We start from the raw sequence: 16,308 nt of genomic DNA, 5'->3' as shown, positions 1-16,308 counted from the left end.
GGGTGAGCGATAGCGCTACCCGGCATAGTCTGGTCAACTTACTGCGGATAGTCCAACAACAGCGCGTTAAGTCGCTCGGCCATCAGTTCACCACGCCAACCGGAAATCAGTTCCGGCAGGGACGCCTGCGGCTTTAATTTCCAGTGCCAGTTTAGCAGCTGATTGATTTGACGACGCGAAGCAAGGAGTTCCACGCTGAGATTCTGCTCTGCACTCACTTCGGCCACCAGGGCTTTAATGGCTTTGAATGCCTTGCGATAACCCGGCATATCCATCAGATTCAGCAACGGTTGCGGCAATGCTTCTTCCGGCATTGTCTGCGCTTTCTCGACCAGTGAAATCAGCGTCTTACCATGGAAACGAATTTCACTACCTGAGAGGCCCAGGCTGTCCAGTTCCCCCAGACTTCCCGGCATATAGCGGGCTACCGCCCACAGATGTTCTTCGCGCACCACGAAGTTCACTGCCAGATCACGCTCACGTGCTTTGCGCAACCGCCAGTCGGCCAGTAGTTGCAGGCAAGCGAGCTGACGGGTACGCAACTGCCAGGCATTGGTAATTTCTCGCCACGCATCTTCAGGCGCCAGAATTTCCTGACGACGCTGTTGCATCAAACGACATTCGTCCAGCGCCGCGGGCAACCAGCCGGACGCATCGGTTTCGGCCATCAGTTTTGTGGTGATCGGTAATAAATACCAGACATCTGCTGCCGCATACTCGCACTGCCGCTCGGTCAGCGGTCTGGCCAGCCAGTCGGTGCGTGATTCACTTTTATCCAGCGCCACACCGGTGAACTCTTCCACCATCGCCGCAAAGCCCCACGACAGCGGGCGTCCACAAAAGGCGGCCAGAATCTGTGTATCGATCAGTGGTTGTGGGAGTTCACCAAACGTGTTGAGAAACACTTCCAGGTCTTCACTTCCGGCATGCAGAAATTTAGTGATCGCGGTATCACGCAGAATATCGCGCAATGGCGACCAGTCGGTGATCCCGAGCGGGTCAATCAGAGCAACGTGTTTGCCATCAAACAGCTGGATCAGCCCCAACTGCGGGTAGTAGGTACGCGTGCGAACAAATTCAGTGTCCAGGGCTATCGCCGGAAATTCACGGACGGCTTCGCACAGCGTGGCTAACGCGTCGTCCGTAGTGATCATTTGATAATTCAAATCGTGCTCTCTTAGGTTTTCGCCAAAAAAAACGCCGGATTATCCGGCGTTTTCTGCTGGCTGTCTTAACGCTCAGCCTTTATTGTCCACTTTGCTGCGGGCTTCGTCACGTAATTCTCGTCGCAAAATTTTACCGACGTTAGATTTCGGCAACTCATCACGGAATTCCACCAGTTTCGGAACTTTGTAGCCTGTCAGATGACGACGGCAAAAAGTCACCAGCGCTTCATCGGTTAACGAAGCATCCTTCTTCACCACAAAGATTTTTACCGCCTCACCACTGCTGCCCGATGGTACGCCGACGGCAGCCACTTCCTGAACGCCAGGGTGCTGCATGACTACGTCTTCAATTTCGTTCGGATAAACGTTAAAACCCGACACCAGGATCATATCTTTCTTACGATCGACAATACGCAGGAAGCCTTCGTCATCCATCACTGCGATATCACCCGTGTGCAACCAGCCATTCTTGACAATTTCATCGGTCGCATCCGGACGCTGCCAGTAGCCCAGCATCACCTGTGGCCCTTTAACACACAGTTCACCCGGCTCTCCCGGCGGAACTTCATTGTCGTCATCATCCACCAGTTTGACCTCAGTAGACGGAACCGGTAACCCGATACTGCCGCTATGATAGTCGATATCGTGCGGGTTAACGCTTACCAGTGGAGCACATTCGGTCAGACCATAACCTTCCAGCAGATATTGGCCGGTCAGCTTCACCCAGCGTTCTGCCACCGCCTGCTGAACGGGCATTCCGCCCCCTGCAGACAGGTGCAGCGACGAAAAGTCCAGTTGCTGGAACTCCTTGTTATTCAGCAACGCGTTAAACAACGTATTGACGCCGGTCATCGCGGTAAACGGGTATTTTGCCAGTTCTTTCACCAGCCCCGGAATATCACGCGGGTTAGTGATCAGCAGGTTTTGTCCACCCAGTTCAATAAACAGCAGGCAGTTCATGGTGAGCGCGAAAATGTGATACAGCGGTAGCGCCGTCACTACCAGCTCTTTACCCGGATGCAGCAATGGCCCGTAAGTGGCATTAACCTGCTCCAGGTTAGCCAGCATGTTACGGTGCGTAAGCATTGCGCCTTTCGCTACACCGGTGGTACCACCGGTATACTGCAGAAAAGCCAAATCTTCAGACACGACTTCCGGTTTCACATACTGCATGCGGTAGCCGTTTTGCAGCGCACTGCGAAATGAGATGGCATCCGGCAGGTGATATTTTGGCACCAGACGCTTGATATACTTCACGACGAAGTTAACCAGCGTCCCTTTCGCGGTCGACAACTGATCGCCCATACGCGTCAGAATCACGTGTTGAACCGAGGTCTTATCGACCACTTTCTCCAGCGTGTGAGCAAAGTTTGAGACGATGACGATCGCCGACGCACCGCTATCGTTGAGCTGATGCTCCAGCTCGCGAGGCGTATACAGCGGGTTAACGTTCACCACAATCATGCCAGCACGTAAAATCCCAAACAGGGCAACGGGATATTGCAACAGGTTGGGCATCATCAGTGCCACGCGATCGCCCTTTTTCAGTCCAAGTCCTTGTTGCAAATAAGCCGCAAAAGCCCGACTGCGCTCTTCGAGCTTGCGGAAGGTCATCACCTCCCCCATGTTCATAAACGCAGGCTGATCGGCATAGCGTCTTACTGAGTGTTCGAAGAGTTCCACCAGGGATTGATAACGGTCAGGATTGATCTCCGCGGGAACACCTGCGGGATAACGGTTAAGCCAAACCTTTTTCAATACATCACCTCTAAAATGCGTATTCGTCGTCATCACAACCCCAGACAATAAACAAACTGTTAACATAATATTAACTCAGCGTACCAGTTTGTTTATTACACAACGACAAGGTTGCGAAGCACGTCACTATTTATTTTTCTTATATCCACGTTAATGCAGAAACAGCGGACGAGCCGCTGTTTCTTTTACCATTAAAACAAAGAGTTACTCTGTTACTATCGTCTGAACCTGTGCGGGACCAGGATTGTACCATCCCCATCCGCCGTAGCCACCGTAAGGCCAGCCACGCGCACCGTAGAACCAGGGGTCAATCGGCTGCGGAGGCATCACAATCTGCTGGGTAATATGCCAGCGTTTATAACCAGTTACCTGCATAAGCATGAACTTATACGGTGTACTACCAATTTTTCCGTCCACTGTTCCGCTTATGGGTCCGACTACGGTGACCAGTTGACCACGAAAATCTACCGGGTCGAGGAAGCCGTTAACATCGGCATAAATTCGCCCGCGCGAAGCTTCGCCCAGAATCGGTCGTGCCCCGCTATCGAGCGGCATGGTGGCGATCTCCAGCCGGGATTTCCCCTGCTGGTTTTGAATATCCACCACCTTACCGCCAAAACGTGCTTCCTGTCCGACGTACAGCTGCGGCGCATTCATCACCCGCACCAGATCCTGCTGCGGTGTCGGGCTCGAACCTTTAATCGCATCCGGGATGGTGACACAGCCGCTTAGCGATAACGCCAATACGCCTGCCAGTACACCTTTCATTAACTGCTTTTGGACCACCATGTTGCGACTCCCTTTTCTTAGCGCCTGCCCCGGCACGTTCGGACTACTGCACATCGGCGGCTGTTCGTATTAACCGGGGGATTTACTACTAAGATTCATTCTTTACCAGGAAGTTTCTTCCACGCCACGGTGTTACGTAAATAAACCGGTTCAGCATGTTCAACAGCCACGGTCTTGCCACATGCCAGCATTTGCGTCGCGACCGGCAGCATATCTTCTGCCGCTGGAAGCAATACGTCGCCATCGTTCAGCGTCAGACCACTGTCTTTGCCGAGTTCAGGCCAGGCTGGCCAGCCCGTGCCAACGGTTACCCATTCACCAGAAAGCTGCAGCAGGCGTTCGTGTACCTGCTCCGGCGTTAACACCGCTTCTGTCTCTTCGCCGTGCCAGATGCCATCTTCATCACGCAGGTATTCAGCCCAATACACTTCACCCATACGCGCATCAATCGCTGCAAGCACGCGTGTCGAACCGGATTTACGCCAGGCACCCTGTGCCATTGTCGCCAGAGTAGAAACCCCGATCATCGGTAAATTCGCCCCTAACGCCAGCCCCTGAGCGATACCAATACCGATGCGTACACCGGTGAAACTGCCGGGACCGCGACCAAATGCCAGGGCATCAATATCGGTGAGCGTTAAATCGCCAGCGGCCAGGATCTCCTGGACCATCGGCAAAATTCGTTGGGTATGTTCTCGTGGGCAAAGCTCGAAGAGAGCCTTGATAGTACCGTCATTCCACAGGGCAACAGAGCACGCCTCTGTGGCGGTATCGATAGCCAGAATTCGCATGGGTATTTGTGATCAGATCAATAAATTTGGCGCGCATCTTACCACACTCCGTAACAAATTACTCAGCCGATGGTATAGCAAGGAAGCGAACAGCACGCGCAATATCACGCGTGCGTGGCGCAGGCGGAAGGCTTGCCAGGAAGGTCGCGCCATAAGGGCGCATCACCAGACGGTTATCACAAATCACCAGCACACCGCGGTCATCAGCATCACGGATCAGTCGCCCTACCCCCTGTTTCAGCGTGATAACCGCATCCGGGAGCTGAACTTCTTCGAAAGGATCGCCCCCCCGCAGGCGGCAGTCTTCCATCCGCGCTTTTAACAGCGGATCGTCCGGGGAGGTAAACGGCAACTTGTCGATAATCACCAGCGACAGCGTATCGCCACGCACGTCTACCCCTTCCCAGAAACTACTGGTGGCAACCAGCAAGGCATTACCTGCGCTGACAAACTGCTGCAGCAGTTGCCCTTTACTGGTTTCGCCCTGTAAAAGTACGGGGAGTGTCATGGTGGCACGGAATTGTTCCGCCAGATCGCGCATCATTGCATGCGAGGTACACAACATAAAGCAGCGCCCGTTGTTCGCTTCAATAATAGGGCGCAACATAGCCGCCAGTTGACGCGCCGCGCCCGGCTGGTTGGTTTGCGGCAGATTGCGTGGTACGCACAACAGTGCCTGACGCGTGTAATCAAAGGGGCTCGGCAGCAGCATCGACTCTGCGTCATCAATGCCCAACCGTGCCGTAAAATGGTGGAGATCGTCGTTTACCGACAATGTCGCGGAGGTGAATATCCAGCACCCCGGCTTTTGTTCCATCACTTCTTTGAACTTGTCAGCCACGGTAAGCGGCGTCAATGCGAGCGTAAAATGCCGGGACGTACATTCATACCAGTAGCTGAATCCTGGCTGGTTGATCTCTTTCAGGCGTTTTAATCGGGCACGGTACAGCGTGGCGCGCTCAAACGCGGCATCCAGCAGCGCAGAGCGCCCGAGGGACAATTTCGCCACGTCGTAGCACAGCTCAAGGGTGTCATCAAGCAGTAGAAATGCCCGTTGCACACGTTGGTCAGCCAGCAGCTCTCGTAGGTTTCCACGATAGCCGGGTTCGCCGAGCTGTAAGCGAAAGTCCTGCGCGCTTTGCGCCAGACGATCAGCACATTTTTGTAGCTGCTGGGTGTCTTTCAATTCAGTGCGATACGCAATCGTAATGTCTTTCGCCAGGTCGAGTAGTTGCCGGCTGGAGAGTGATTGACCAAAGTACTGGCTGGCGATATCCGGTAGCTGATGGGCTTCATCGAAGATCATTACATCAGCCTCGGGGATTAATTCACCAAATCCACTCTCTTTCACCACCATATCGGCGAGAAACAGATGGTGGTTGACCACCACCACATCGGCATCCATTGCTTTTTTACGCGCTTTGACAACGAAACACTCTTTATACAGCGGACAGTCGCTGCCAAGACAGTTGTCGTTAGTGCTGGTCACCAGTGGCCAGGCCTGTGAATCTTCCGCCACGCTGACACAGGTGCTGATGTCCCCATCAAGCGTTTGGTTTGACCATGAGCGCAGCAGTATGACATCGCTTAACGTTTGTACCGGCAGATCGCCACCCGCCAGCGCCTGCTGTTCGAGGCGTTCCAGACACAGGTAGTTGGATCGCCCTTTTAGCAACGCCAGCTTACCGGTGAATTTCAGTGCGTTGGCAACGGTGGGGAGATCGCGACTGTAGAGCTGATCCTGCAACGCTTTGGATCCCGTCGACACAATCACTTTCTTTCCAGCACGAAGCGCCGGGGCGAGATAAGCGTATGTTTTACCTGTGCCAGTGCCAGCTTCTACAACAAGCGGTTGTGATTTTTCAATGGCATGACTGACAGCAATCGCCATCTGTCGCTGTGGTTCACGCGGTTTAAAACCCGGTATCGCTTTAGCCAATTGACCGTCTGCTGCAAAATCGTCCGTCACACTGCCCCCTGTTCATTTGAACAGGGATTATGTCAGGCCAGCGGGTCTTTCGCCAGTTGAAGAGGTGACGCGGGCGCAACAATATGGCAGTCTTGGCGCAATCTGAAGCCCATGAAGAAAAATGTAAATAAGGAATGATTTATGACGATTGTGCGCATTGATGCCGAAGCACGTTGGTCTGACGTGGTTATCCATAACAACACGTTGTACTACACCGGCGTACCGGAGAACCTGGACGCTGATGCCTTTGAACAAACTGCAAATACGCTGGCACAAATTGATGCGGTGCTGGAAAAGCAGGGCAGCAACAAGTCACGAATCCTTGATGCCACCCTTTTTCTGGCAGACAAAAGTGATTTTGCCGCAATGAATAAAGCCTGGGATGCGTGGGTAGTTGCCGGTCACGCGCCTGTACGTTGTACGGTACAGGCCGGATTGATGAACCCGAAATACAAAGTCGAGATCAAGATTATCGCTGCGGTTTAGGCAACGTTACTCGTCTTCATCTTCAAAACGCGCCACGATCCGTTCGCCGGTATGGCTGGCGCGTAGCTCTTCAGCAACCAGAGCAATCGCCTGTCCGCTGCTCATCCCCTGCGACATCAGTTCCTGAATACGCTCGACGGCTTTTTGCTGCTGCTCATGACTGAGTGAAGGTAAACCTGCAAACATTGTTAACTCCTGCTAAATTGTCTGCGCTAATTATTTCATGCTACCGGGCAGTTAGCCAGTAGAGTAGCAACGAGTCAGGACTGATGAAGACGTTATCTCCCGCAGTAATCACATTACCCTGGTGTCAGGACGCCGCTGAACGCTATTTTTCGACCTTAAGCCAGCATCCGTGGGCGATGCTGTTACATTCAGGTCATGCTGATCATCCGCATAACCGTTTTGATATTCTGGTCGCCGACCCCGTAGCGACGCTGGTCACACGTGCTCAGGAGACGGTGGTCAAGGACAGGCAAGGCATTTTGCGCACGCTTGATGACCCGATGACAGTATTACATTCAACGCTAACCGCCCTGGCTATTCAGCCTGATTATCATCCCGACGTCCCGTTCCAGGGCGGCGCGCTGGGCCTGTTTGGCTACGATCTGGGCCGCCGCTTTGAATTGCTGCCGAATATTGCCAAATGCGATATCGCCCTGCCGGATATGGCCGTCGGTATCTATGACTGGGCGTTGATTGTCGATCACCAGCTACAGACTGTATCACTGCTTAGCCATAGCGATGTGCACGCTCGTCTGGCCTGGCTCGAAGATCAACTGCCGCCTGTACGCGAGCCATTTACATTAACGTCGGCATGGCGCTCGAATATGAGCCGTGAGCAATACGGCGAAAAGTTTCGTCAGGTGCAGCACTATCTGCACAGCGGCGACTGCTATCAGGTCAACCTGGCCCAACGTTTTCAGGCACAGTATCAGGGCGATGAATGGCAAGCGTTTGTGCAACTCAATCGCGCCAACCGCGCGCCATTCAGTGCGTTTATACGCCTGGAAGACGGGGCGATCCTCAGCCTGTCACCGGAGCGCTTTATTCAACTGGAAAATCAACATATCCAGACGCGCCCCATCAAAGGCACGCTACCCAGACTGGACGATCCTGATGCCGATCGCCAGCAAGCCGACAAGCTGGCAAATTCGCCAAAGGATCGGGCGGAAAACCTGATGATCGTCGATTTGATGCGTAACGATATCGGACGCGTCGCCGTTCCAGGCTCGGTTAAGGTTCCGGAACTTTTTGTGGTTGAACCCTTCCCGGCCGTACATCATCTGGTCAGTACCATCACCGCACGTTTGCCGCAGACGCTGCACGCGACCGACCTATTACGTGCAGCCTTCCCTGGTGGCTCCATTACGGGCGCACCAAAAGTGCGGGCGATGGAAATTATTGATGAGCTGGAGCCACATCGCCGTAACGCCTGGTGTGGCAGCATCGGTTATCTGAGTTTTTGCGGCAATATGGATACCAGTATCACCATTCGCACCCTGACAGCGACCGGCGGGCAGTTGTACTGTTCAGCTGGCGGCGGCATTGTGGCGGACAGTCAGGAAGACGCGGAATATCAGGAAACATTTGATAAAGTGAATCGTATTTTGCATCAACTGGAGAACTGACACGTGGCAAACAGCAGCCTGACGCTTGATGATTTTTTATCACGTTTTCAACTCCTGCGCCCGCAGGTCAATCATGATGCGCTAAACCAACGCCAGGCTGCCGTACTGATCCCTATTGTCCGTCGCCCACAGCCAGGGTTGCTATTGACTCAGCGCTCCGTTCATTTGCGAAAACATGCCGGGCAGGTCGCGTTTCCCGGGGGCGCGGTGGACAGCAGCGATGCGTCGTTGATTGCCGCCGCACTGCGCGAGGCCCAGGAAGAAGTGGCCATTCCGCCTTCATCCGTTGAGGTCATTGGCGTGCTGCCGCCGGTCGATAGTGTAACCGGGTTCCAGGTCACGCCAGTGGTGGGCATCATCCCGCCCAATTTACCGTATCGAGCCAGTGAAGATGAGGTTTCAGCGGTGTTTGAAATGCCGTTGGCGCAAGCCCTGCATTTAGGTCGTTACCATCCCCTCGATATCTACCGCCGCGGCGATTCACATCGTGTGTGGCTTTCCTGGTATGAACACTATTTCGTCTGGGGAATGACCGCCGGAATAATTCGTGAACTGGCGCTGCAAATTGGCGTGAAGCCCTGACTATACTTATCTTTACGCACACCATAGACAACTTGAAACTCAGGTCACAACATTAGTAAAACCGCGGTTATCTATTAGTTTAATTCATGTGAATAGTTAAGCCGATCGCCGCGTTCCCTCTTACACTATGCGCAGTTATAACATCGTTACTGGAAAGCCCAGTCGCCCTGTAGGAGTATTATCGTGATTAGTCTATTCGACATGTTTAAGGTGGGGATTGGTCCCTCATCTTCCCATACCGTAGGGCCTATGAAGGCGGGTAAACAGTTCGTCGATGACCTGGTCGAAAAAGGATTACTGGACAACGTTACTCGTGTTGCCGTCGACGTGTATGGTTCACTGTCGCTCACGGGTAAAGGTCACCACACCGATATCGCCATTATTATGGGTCTGGCGGGCAATGAGCCTGCTACCGTGGACATTGACAGCATTCCCGGATTTATCCGCGATGTAGAAGCGCGTGGACGCCTGCTGCTTGCACAGGGTCAACACGAAGTGGATTTCCCGCAGAATGACGGCATGCGTTTTCACAACGGCAATTTGCCGCTGCATGAAAACGGGATGCAGATCCATGCGTACAACGGCGAAACCGTCATTTACAGCAAAACGTACTATTCCATTGGCGGTGGATTCATCGTTGATGAAGAACATTTTGGCCAGGATGCAGCGAATGAGGTCAGCGTACCTTATCCGTTCAAATCCGCGACCGAAATGCTGGAATACTGCAACAGCACCGGTCTGTCTCTCTCTGGCATGGTGATGCAGAACGAACTCGCACTGCACAGCAAGAAAGAGATTGAAGATTACTTTGGCAACGTCTGGCAAACCATGCAGGCCTGTATCGATCGAGGAATGAACACCGAAGGCGTTCTGCCTGGACCGCTGCGCGTTCCTCGTCGTGCCTCCGCTCTGCGTCGTATGTTGGTCTCCAGCGACAAGCTCTCCAACGATCCGATGAACGTGATCGACTGGGTGAACATGTTTGCGCTGGCCGTTAACGAAGAAAACGCTGCGGGTGGTCGCGTAGTAACAGCACCCACTAACGGTGCCTGCGGGATCGTGCCTGCCGTTCTGGCTTACTACGATCACTTTATTGAATCTGTCAGCCCGGATATCTACACCCGTTATTTCCTGGCGGCGGGGGCAATTGGTGCGTTGTACAAGATGAATGCTTCTATCTCTGGTGCCGAAGTAGGCTGTCAGGGTGAAGTCGGTGTGGCATGTTCCATGGCGGCAGCTGGTCTGGCTGAGCTACTGGGCGCCAGTCCGGAACAAGTTTGTGTGGCTGCCGAGATCGGTATGGAGCACAACCTGGGCTTAACCTGCGACCCGGTTGCCGGACAGGTGCAGGTTCCGTGCATCGAACGTAACGCTATTGCGTCCGTGAAGGCGATTAACGCCGCACGTATGGCGATGCGTCGTACCAGTGCGCCGCGAGTCTCGCTGGATAAAGTCATCGAAACCATGTACGAAACAGGCAAAGATATGAACGCCAAATATCGCGAAACATCACGCGGTGGTCTGGCAATCAAAGTCCAGTGTGACTAATACTTAATTTTCGCCCATCTGCGACGGATGGGCGAATTTACCCCTTCCCGCTCGTCTACTGTAATTTTCCCCACTACACTTGCTCTGTTGCTGTTGGCTTCTGGGACCAACGGCTTATCGGGCGGCCCGCATGCAAACAGCACAACGGATCATTCAAAACTATCGCCGTAATCGCTTAATCGTCTGCACAATATGTGCACTACTGACGCTTATCCTCACATTAACGGTCCGATTTATTTCGGAGCGTAATATAAATCACCGTTACACCGTCACTTTTGCTAATCATGCCGTTGAAGCACTGGATGATGTGCTGCTTCCACTGCAGGCCGGGCGCGATATGCTGCTCCCGTTGATTGGTCTTCCCTGCTCTGTGGCGCGTTTACCCTTGAGCAAGCATGCTGCCAGGCTACAAACCGTGCGCTCTATCAGTCTGATTCAGGGGGGCATTCTTTATTGTTCCAGTATCTTTGGCTATCGCAATGTGCCTATCCGCCAAATTCAGCCTGAATTACCTAGCCGGGAGGCGCAACTGCTGTTGTCCACCGACCATTCGCTGATTAAAGGTAGTCCCATTCTGACGCAGTGGTATCCGGCCTCTGCGGATGGCGAAAATGGGGTGCTGGAAATCGTCAATATTGATTTATTGTCGACCATGCTACTGGAACCCCAGCCACCGCAAATCACCAACGCCAGTTTAACCGTCGGTAACCGCCACCTGCTCTACGGACAAGGTGTTGTCGAGACCTTGCCTGCACTGAACGATGAAAAACGTTATCAGCTTTCATCGCAACATTTCCCCTTCACGATCAGTGTCACCGGCCCAGGCGCCAGTGAATTGGCGATAAAACATCTGCCGACACAACTGCCGCTGGCTGTGATCCTGAGCCTGTTGGTGGGATACCTTGCCTGGCTGGCAACCGCCAGCAGGATGAGTTTTTCCTGGGAGATTAATCTGGCTCTCGCGGCGCACGAGTTCGAGTTGTTTTGTCAGCCACTGCTGAACGCGCAGACCCAGCAATGTATGGGTGTAGAAATTCTGTTGCGCTGGAACAACCCGCGTCAGGGCTGGATTTCGCCGGAAGTGTTTATTCCTATCGCCGAAGAGCACAACCTGATCGTTCCTCTTACCCGTCATGTCATCGCAGAAACCATTCAGCAACGACACGTTTTTCCGATGAGTAGCCAGTTTCATATCGGCATCAATGTTGCCGCCAGCCATTTCCGCCACGGTACGCTGTTAAAAGACCTCAATCAGTACTGGTTCAGCCAGCATCCCATCCAGCAACTGGTTATTGAACTGACCGAACGCGATGCCTTACTGGATGTGGATTATCGGATTGTGCGCGAGTTGAACCGCCTCGGCGTTAAGCTGGCGATTGACGATTTTGGTACCGGAAACAGTTCGCTCTCCTGGCTGGAAAAATTGCGCCCGGATGTGCTGAAAATTGATAAATCATTTACTTCGGCGATCGGAACCGACGCCGTGAATTCAACCGTCACAGATATCATTATCGCGCTGGGAAAAAGGCTGAATATCGAACTGGTGGCTGAAGGCGTAGAAACGCAGGCACAGGCGCAGCATTTACGTCGTCATGGTGTACATATCTTGCAAGGTTTTTTGTATGCGAAGCCGATGCCGCTTCGTGATTTTCCCAAATGGCTGGCGGGCAGTACACCACCACCCGCCAGGCATAACGGGCGCCATATCATGCCCATTATGCCGTTTCGCTAACGCCGCTTACTCGTCTTCGTCGTGAGCGGGTCGTTCTTTAACAATGCGCACTAAATCCACACGATAGTCATTGGCTTCGACAATCGTAATGCTCAGCGGTGCGACCTCAATAACATCACCTACACGCGGGATGTGACCGTTAGCCGCAATCACCAGCCCTGCTACAGTGGCGATGTCTTCGTCCTCATCCACCAGCGTATCCACATCCAGCGCCTGTTGCAGCGCGTGCAGATCGGTTCCCCCTTTCACCAACCAGCCATCGGCGTCAGCAATGATTTCAGGGGTTTCATCAGCATCCGGGAACTCACCTGCGATCGCTTCTAATACGTCCAGCGGTGTTACCAGCCCCTGCACCACACCAAATTCGTTAGTGACGATGACGAAGCTACCGCGGGCACGACGCAGCACACCTAGCAGATTAATCGGGTCCAGCGTTTCCGGGACGACAATTGCCGGCGAGGCAGACGCAATCGCTGCGACATCCACACCCTCTTCCAGCGCCACCAGCAGCTCTTTAGCACGCACGATGCCGATAATTTCATCAAGCTCGCCACGACACACCGGGAACAGGCTGTGTGGAGAAGAAAGCAACTGTTCGCGAATTTCCGCTACGCTCAGCTCGGCGTCGACCCAACTAATTTCACCACGAGGTGTCATGATGCCGCGTAATGAACGGGATGCCAGTGAGAGAACGCCGTTGATCATATAGCGTTCTTCTTCCACAAACGCGCCTTCCGGGACCGGAACTGGCACCGGATTGTCGGATTCCATCTGCACGCTGGCCTGACGTTTACCCCCCATCAGACGCAAGATTGCATCCGCAGTACGCGCACGCAGCGGCAGAGTCGACTGGTGGCGAATAAAGTTACGACGGGCAATCTGGTTAAACAGTTCGATAATAATTGAGAAGCCAATCGCTGCGTACAGATAACCTTTCGGAATATGGAAGCCAAACCCTTCGGCAACCAGGCTCAAACCGATCATCAGCAGGAAACTCAGACACAGGACCACAACCGTCGGATGTTGGTTCACAAATCGCGTCAGCGGCTTCGAGGCCAGCAGCATCACCGCCATCGCAATCACCACCGCCGCCATCATCACTGGCAGATGGTTGACCATACCGACTGCAGTAATGACCGCATCCAGTGAGAACACCGCATCCAGGATAACAATCTGCGTCACCACGACCCAGAAGCTCGCATAGCCTTTTGACTGCCCGGTATCATGTTCACGGTTTTCCAGCCGCTCATGCAGCTCTGTCGTAGCCTTGAACAAGAGGAAGATCCCCCCCAGCAGCATAATCAGATCTCGCCCGGAAAACGCGTAGTCCATGACCGTAAACAGCGGTTTTGTTAGCGTCACCATCCACGAAATAACAGACAGCAGGCCCAGACGCATAATCAGCGCCAGTGACAAACCAATGAGACGCGCTTTATCTCGCTGTTTCGGTGGCAGCTTATCGGCAAGGATTGCAATGAAGACCAGGTTATCGATACCCAGAACAATTTCGAGAACAACAAGCGTGAGCAACCCCACCCAAATCTGCGGGTCCATTAAGAGTTCCATGACAAGCTCCTGCTTAAGGAATGATCAAACTGCGCCCTGAACATCTCAGGCGTTAAAGCAATATGCAGATAAAGTTTGTGGCAAAAAGTGCCAAACTGACAGGCTTGATACGGCCTAAAGGTGAAATGACGTCGGTGACGATCCATATGGTGGGCTACTGCCCTATACTCCTGAGTAATTAAACAGATGCTCAACATAACAGAGACAACCGGTTTTTAGCAAAGATTTACCTTCCTTTGCAATAAGTTGTTTCGGAGATATTTCACCCTTCGAAATTTCTTATGATCGGAAGTTAAATTACGGATCTTCATCACATAAAATATTTTTTTCGATATCTAAAATAATTCACGAAAATCATAGATTTTTCTTTGTAACCCTTATCTGAATCGATTCGATTGCGGACGAGCGATTCAAAATGCATCTTCACGTTGATGTGTTAACGATAATAAAGGAGGTAGCAAGTGACCATTGCTATTGTAATAGGCACACATGGTTGGGCTGCAGAGCAGTTACTTAAAACAGCAGAGATGTTGTTAGGCGAGCAGGAAAACGTCGGCTGGATAGATTTCGTTCCAGGCGAAAATGCCGAAACGCTGATTGAAAAGTATAACGCTCAGTTGGCAAAACTGGATACCAGTAAAGGCGTGCTGTTTCTCGTTGACACATGGGGAGGCAGCCCGTTTAACGCTGCGAGCCGCATTGTCGTCGATAAAGAGCATTACGAAGTTATCGCAGGCGTGAACATTCCCATGCTGGTAGAAACCTTCATGGCGCGAGACGACAACCCCAGCTTCGATGAATTAGTTGCACTGGCGGTTGAAACGGGAAGCGAAGGCGTAAAAGCGCTGAAAGCAAAACCTGTTGAAAAAGCCGCTCCAGCCCCCGTCGCAGCACCTAAAGCAGCGGCACCCGCGAAACCGATGGGCCCGAACGACTATATGCAGATCGGCCTTGCGCGTATCGATGACCGTTTAATCCACGGTCAGGTGGCAACCCGCTGGACCAAAGAAACAAACGTAACGCGCATTATTGTCGTCAGCGATGAAGTCGCTGCTGATACCGTGCGTAAAACGTTGCTGACTCAGGTCGCACCGCCAGGTGTTACAGCACACGTGGTTGATGTCGCGAAAATGATCCGCGTCTATAACAACCCGAAATACGCCGGTGAGCGTGTAATGCTGCTGTTCACCAACCCTACCGATGTAGAACGCATCGTCGAAGGTGGCGTAAAAATTACCTCTGTTAACATTGGCGGCATGGCATTCCGCCAGGGTAAAACGCAGGTAAACAACGCGATTTCGGTGGATGAAAAAGACATCGAAGCTTTCAAGAAACTCAACGAACGCGGTATTGAGCTCGAAGCCCGTAAGGTTTCTACCGATCAGAAACTGAAAATGATGGATTTGATTGCCAAGGCGAAATAACTACCTGGCATTTACTTAGTTTTCACACTTAAGTCTGTATAGCAATAGGAGAAGTACAATGGAGATTACCACTCTTCAGATTGTGCTGGTGTTCATCGTCGCATGTATCGCGGGTATGGAGTCGGTACTCGATGAATTTCAGTTCCACCGTCCATTGGTGGCCTGTACGCTGATTGGTGCCGTTCTCGGGGATATGAAAACCGGTATTATCATCGGTGGTACCCTGGAAATGATCGCGCTGGGCTGGATGAACATCGGTGCTGCGGTTGCACCTGATGCCGCACTGGCTTCCATTATCTCTACCGTTCTGGTTATTGCGGGTCACCAGAGTATCGGTGCAGGTATCGCGCTGGCCATCCCGCTGGCAGCTGCAGGCCAGGTTCTGACCATTATCGTTCGTACCATCACCGTAGCATTCCAGCACGCGGCGGATAAGGCGGCCGAAAACGGCAACCTGACGGCGCTCTCCTGGCTGCACGTTTCCTCCCTGTTCCTGCAGGCTATGCGTATCGCTATCCCGGCGGTAATCGTAGCGATTTCTGTCGGTACCAGTGAAGTTCAGAGCATGCTGAACGCAATTCCGGAAGTCGTTACTGGCGGCCTGAATATTGCCGGTGGCATGATCGTCGTAGTGGGTTATGCGATGGTCATCAACATGATGCGCGCAGGCTACCTGATGCCGTTCTTCTACCTTGGCTTCGTCACTGCAGCATTTACTAACTTCAACCTGGTTGCTCTGGGTGTGATTGGTGCCGTAATGGCCATCCTCTACATTCAGCTGAGCCCGAAATATAACCGCGTAGCCGGTGCGCCAGTACAGGCGGCGGGTAACAACGATCTTGATAACGAACTGGACTAGCAGGTGA

Annotated in this window: 15 protein-coding genes; 7 read left to right on the top strand and 8 right to left on the bottom strand. The window is 52.8% G+C overall.

All coding sequences use genetic code 11. From position 1 onward, the window contains the following. Window positions 1–38: 38 nt before the first annotated feature. From rnd to yoaA, 5 genes are all read right to left on the bottom strand, one after another. Window positions 39–1,154 carry a ribonuclease D gene (gene rnd, locus OGX95_RS21175; protein ID WP_286630879.1) on the bottom strand — a complete coding sequence of 372 codons (1,116 nt, stop codon included), beginning with the start codon at window positions 1,152–1,154 and terminating at the stop codon, window positions 39–41. 84 nt (window positions 1,155–1,238) lie between these two features. After that, on the bottom strand, window positions 1,239–2,924 hold the full coding sequence (gene fadD, locus OGX95_RS21170) for a long-chain-fatty-acid--CoA ligase FadD (RefSeq protein ID WP_271441529.1): 1,686 nt from the start codon (window positions 2,922–2,924) through the stop codon (window positions 1,239–1,241). A 204-nt stretch (window positions 2,925–3,128) separates the two neighbouring features. Next, the gene (locus OGX95_RS21165; RefSeq protein ID WP_137381866.1) at window positions 3,129–3,713 is read right to left on the bottom strand and encodes a Slp family lipoprotein; all 585 of its coding nucleotides are present in this window, start codon (window positions 3,711–3,713) and stop codon (window positions 3,129–3,131) included. A 95-nt stretch (window positions 3,714–3,808) separates the two neighbouring features. Next, window positions 3,809–4,504, bottom strand: a complete 696-nt coding sequence (tsaB, locus tag OGX95_RS21160) for a tRNA (adenosine(37)-N6)-threonylcarbamoyltransferase complex dimerization subunit type 1 TsaB (RefSeq protein ID WP_286630878.1) — start codon at window positions 4,502–4,504, stop codon at window positions 3,809–3,811. A gap of 58 nt (window positions 4,505–4,562) precedes the next feature. After that, window positions 4,563–6,473, bottom strand: coding sequence for a DNA repair helicase YoaA (gene yoaA / locus OGX95_RS21155; protein ID WP_286630877.1), 1,911 nt, complete (start codon window positions 6,471–6,473; stop codon window positions 4,563–4,565). Window positions 6,474–6,614: 141 nt separating this feature from the next. On the opposite strand from yoaA, the gene OGX95_RS21150 reads away from it, so the two are divergent. Beyond that, a complete protein-coding gene (locus OGX95_RS21150; RefSeq protein ID WP_042307863.1) occupies window positions 6,615–6,959 on the top strand; it encodes a RidA family protein in 345 nt (114 codons plus the stop codon). A 6-nt stretch (window positions 6,960–6,965) separates the two neighbouring features. On the opposite strand, the gene OGX95_RS21145 is transcribed toward OGX95_RS21150, so the two are convergent. Then, on the bottom strand, window positions 6,966–7,145 hold the full coding sequence (locus OGX95_RS21145) for a YoaH family protein (RefSeq protein WP_003020986.1): 180 nt from the start codon (window positions 7,143–7,145) through the stop codon (window positions 6,966–6,968). Between the two features lie 80 nt (window positions 7,146–7,225). Between OGX95_RS21145 and pabB the strand changes: the two genes are divergently transcribed. The 4 genes from pabB to pdeD all read left to right on the top strand — a co-directional run bounded on the left by pabB (window position 7,226) and on the right by pdeD (window position 12,452). After that, complete coding sequence (gene pabB / locus OGX95_RS21140) at window positions 7,226–8,590, top strand: aminodeoxychorismate synthase component 1 (RefSeq protein WP_286630993.1); 1,365 nt, start codon at window positions 7,226–7,228, stop codon at window positions 8,588–8,590. Window positions 8,591–8,593: 3 nt separating this feature from the next. Continuing rightward, window positions 8,594–9,172 (top strand): CoA pyrophosphatase, encoded by a 579-nt coding sequence (locus tag OGX95_RS21135; protein WP_286630876.1) that lies wholly within the window; start codon window positions 8,594–8,596, stop codon window positions 9,170–9,172. Between the two features lie 183 nt (window positions 9,173–9,355). After that, window positions 9,356–10,720 carry an L-serine ammonia-lyase gene (gene sdaA / locus OGX95_RS21130; RefSeq protein WP_286630875.1) on the top strand — a complete coding sequence of 455 codons (1,365 nt, stop codon included), beginning with the start codon at window positions 9,356–9,358 and terminating at the stop codon, window positions 10,718–10,720. Between the two features lie 130 nt (window positions 10,721–10,850). After that, entirely contained in the window at window positions 10,851–12,452 is a 1,602-nt protein-coding gene (gene pdeD, locus OGX95_RS21125; RefSeq protein WP_286630874.1) for a cyclic di-3',5'-guanosine monophosphate phosphodiesterase PdeD, read from the top strand. A gap of 6 nt (window positions 12,453–12,458) precedes the next feature. Here pdeD and yoaE read toward each other — a convergent pair whose 3' ends face one another. Next, a complete protein-coding gene (yoaE, locus tag OGX95_RS21120; RefSeq protein ID WP_286630873.1) occupies window positions 12,459–14,018 on the bottom strand; it encodes a CNNM family cation transport protein YoaE in 1,560 nt (519 codons plus the stop codon). Further along, on the bottom strand, window positions 14,006–14,164 hold the full coding sequence (locus tag OGX95_RS23060) for a protein YoaL (protein ID WP_371747004.1): 159 nt from the start codon (window positions 14,162–14,164) through the stop codon (window positions 14,006–14,008). The genes yoaE and OGX95_RS23060 overlap by 13 nt, the downstream gene beginning before the upstream one ends. A 315-nt stretch (window positions 14,165–14,479) precedes the next feature. Here OGX95_RS23060 and manX point away from each other — a divergent pair, with 315 nt between their 5' ends. Continuing rightward, the gene (gene manX, locus OGX95_RS21115) at window positions 14,480–15,442 is read left to right on the top strand and encodes a PTS mannose transporter subunit IIAB (protein ID WP_005122176.1); all 963 of its coding nucleotides are present in this window, start codon (window positions 14,480–14,482) and stop codon (window positions 15,440–15,442) included. Between the two features lie 58 nt (window positions 15,443–15,500). Beyond that, the gene (locus OGX95_RS21110; RefSeq protein WP_005122174.1) at window positions 15,501–16,301 is read left to right on the top strand and encodes a PTS mannose/fructose/sorbose transporter subunit IIC; all 801 of its coding nucleotides are present in this window, start codon (window positions 15,501–15,503) and stop codon (window positions 16,299–16,301) included. Window positions 16,302–16,308 lie beyond the last annotated feature (7 nt).

It is taken from the genome of Citrobacter sp. Cu233, from assembly GCF_030332225.1.
Lineage (GTDB): Bacteria > Pseudomonadota > Gammaproteobacteria > Enterobacterales > Enterobacteriaceae > Citrobacter.
This window is presented reverse-complemented; position numbering and strand designations above follow the sequence as displayed.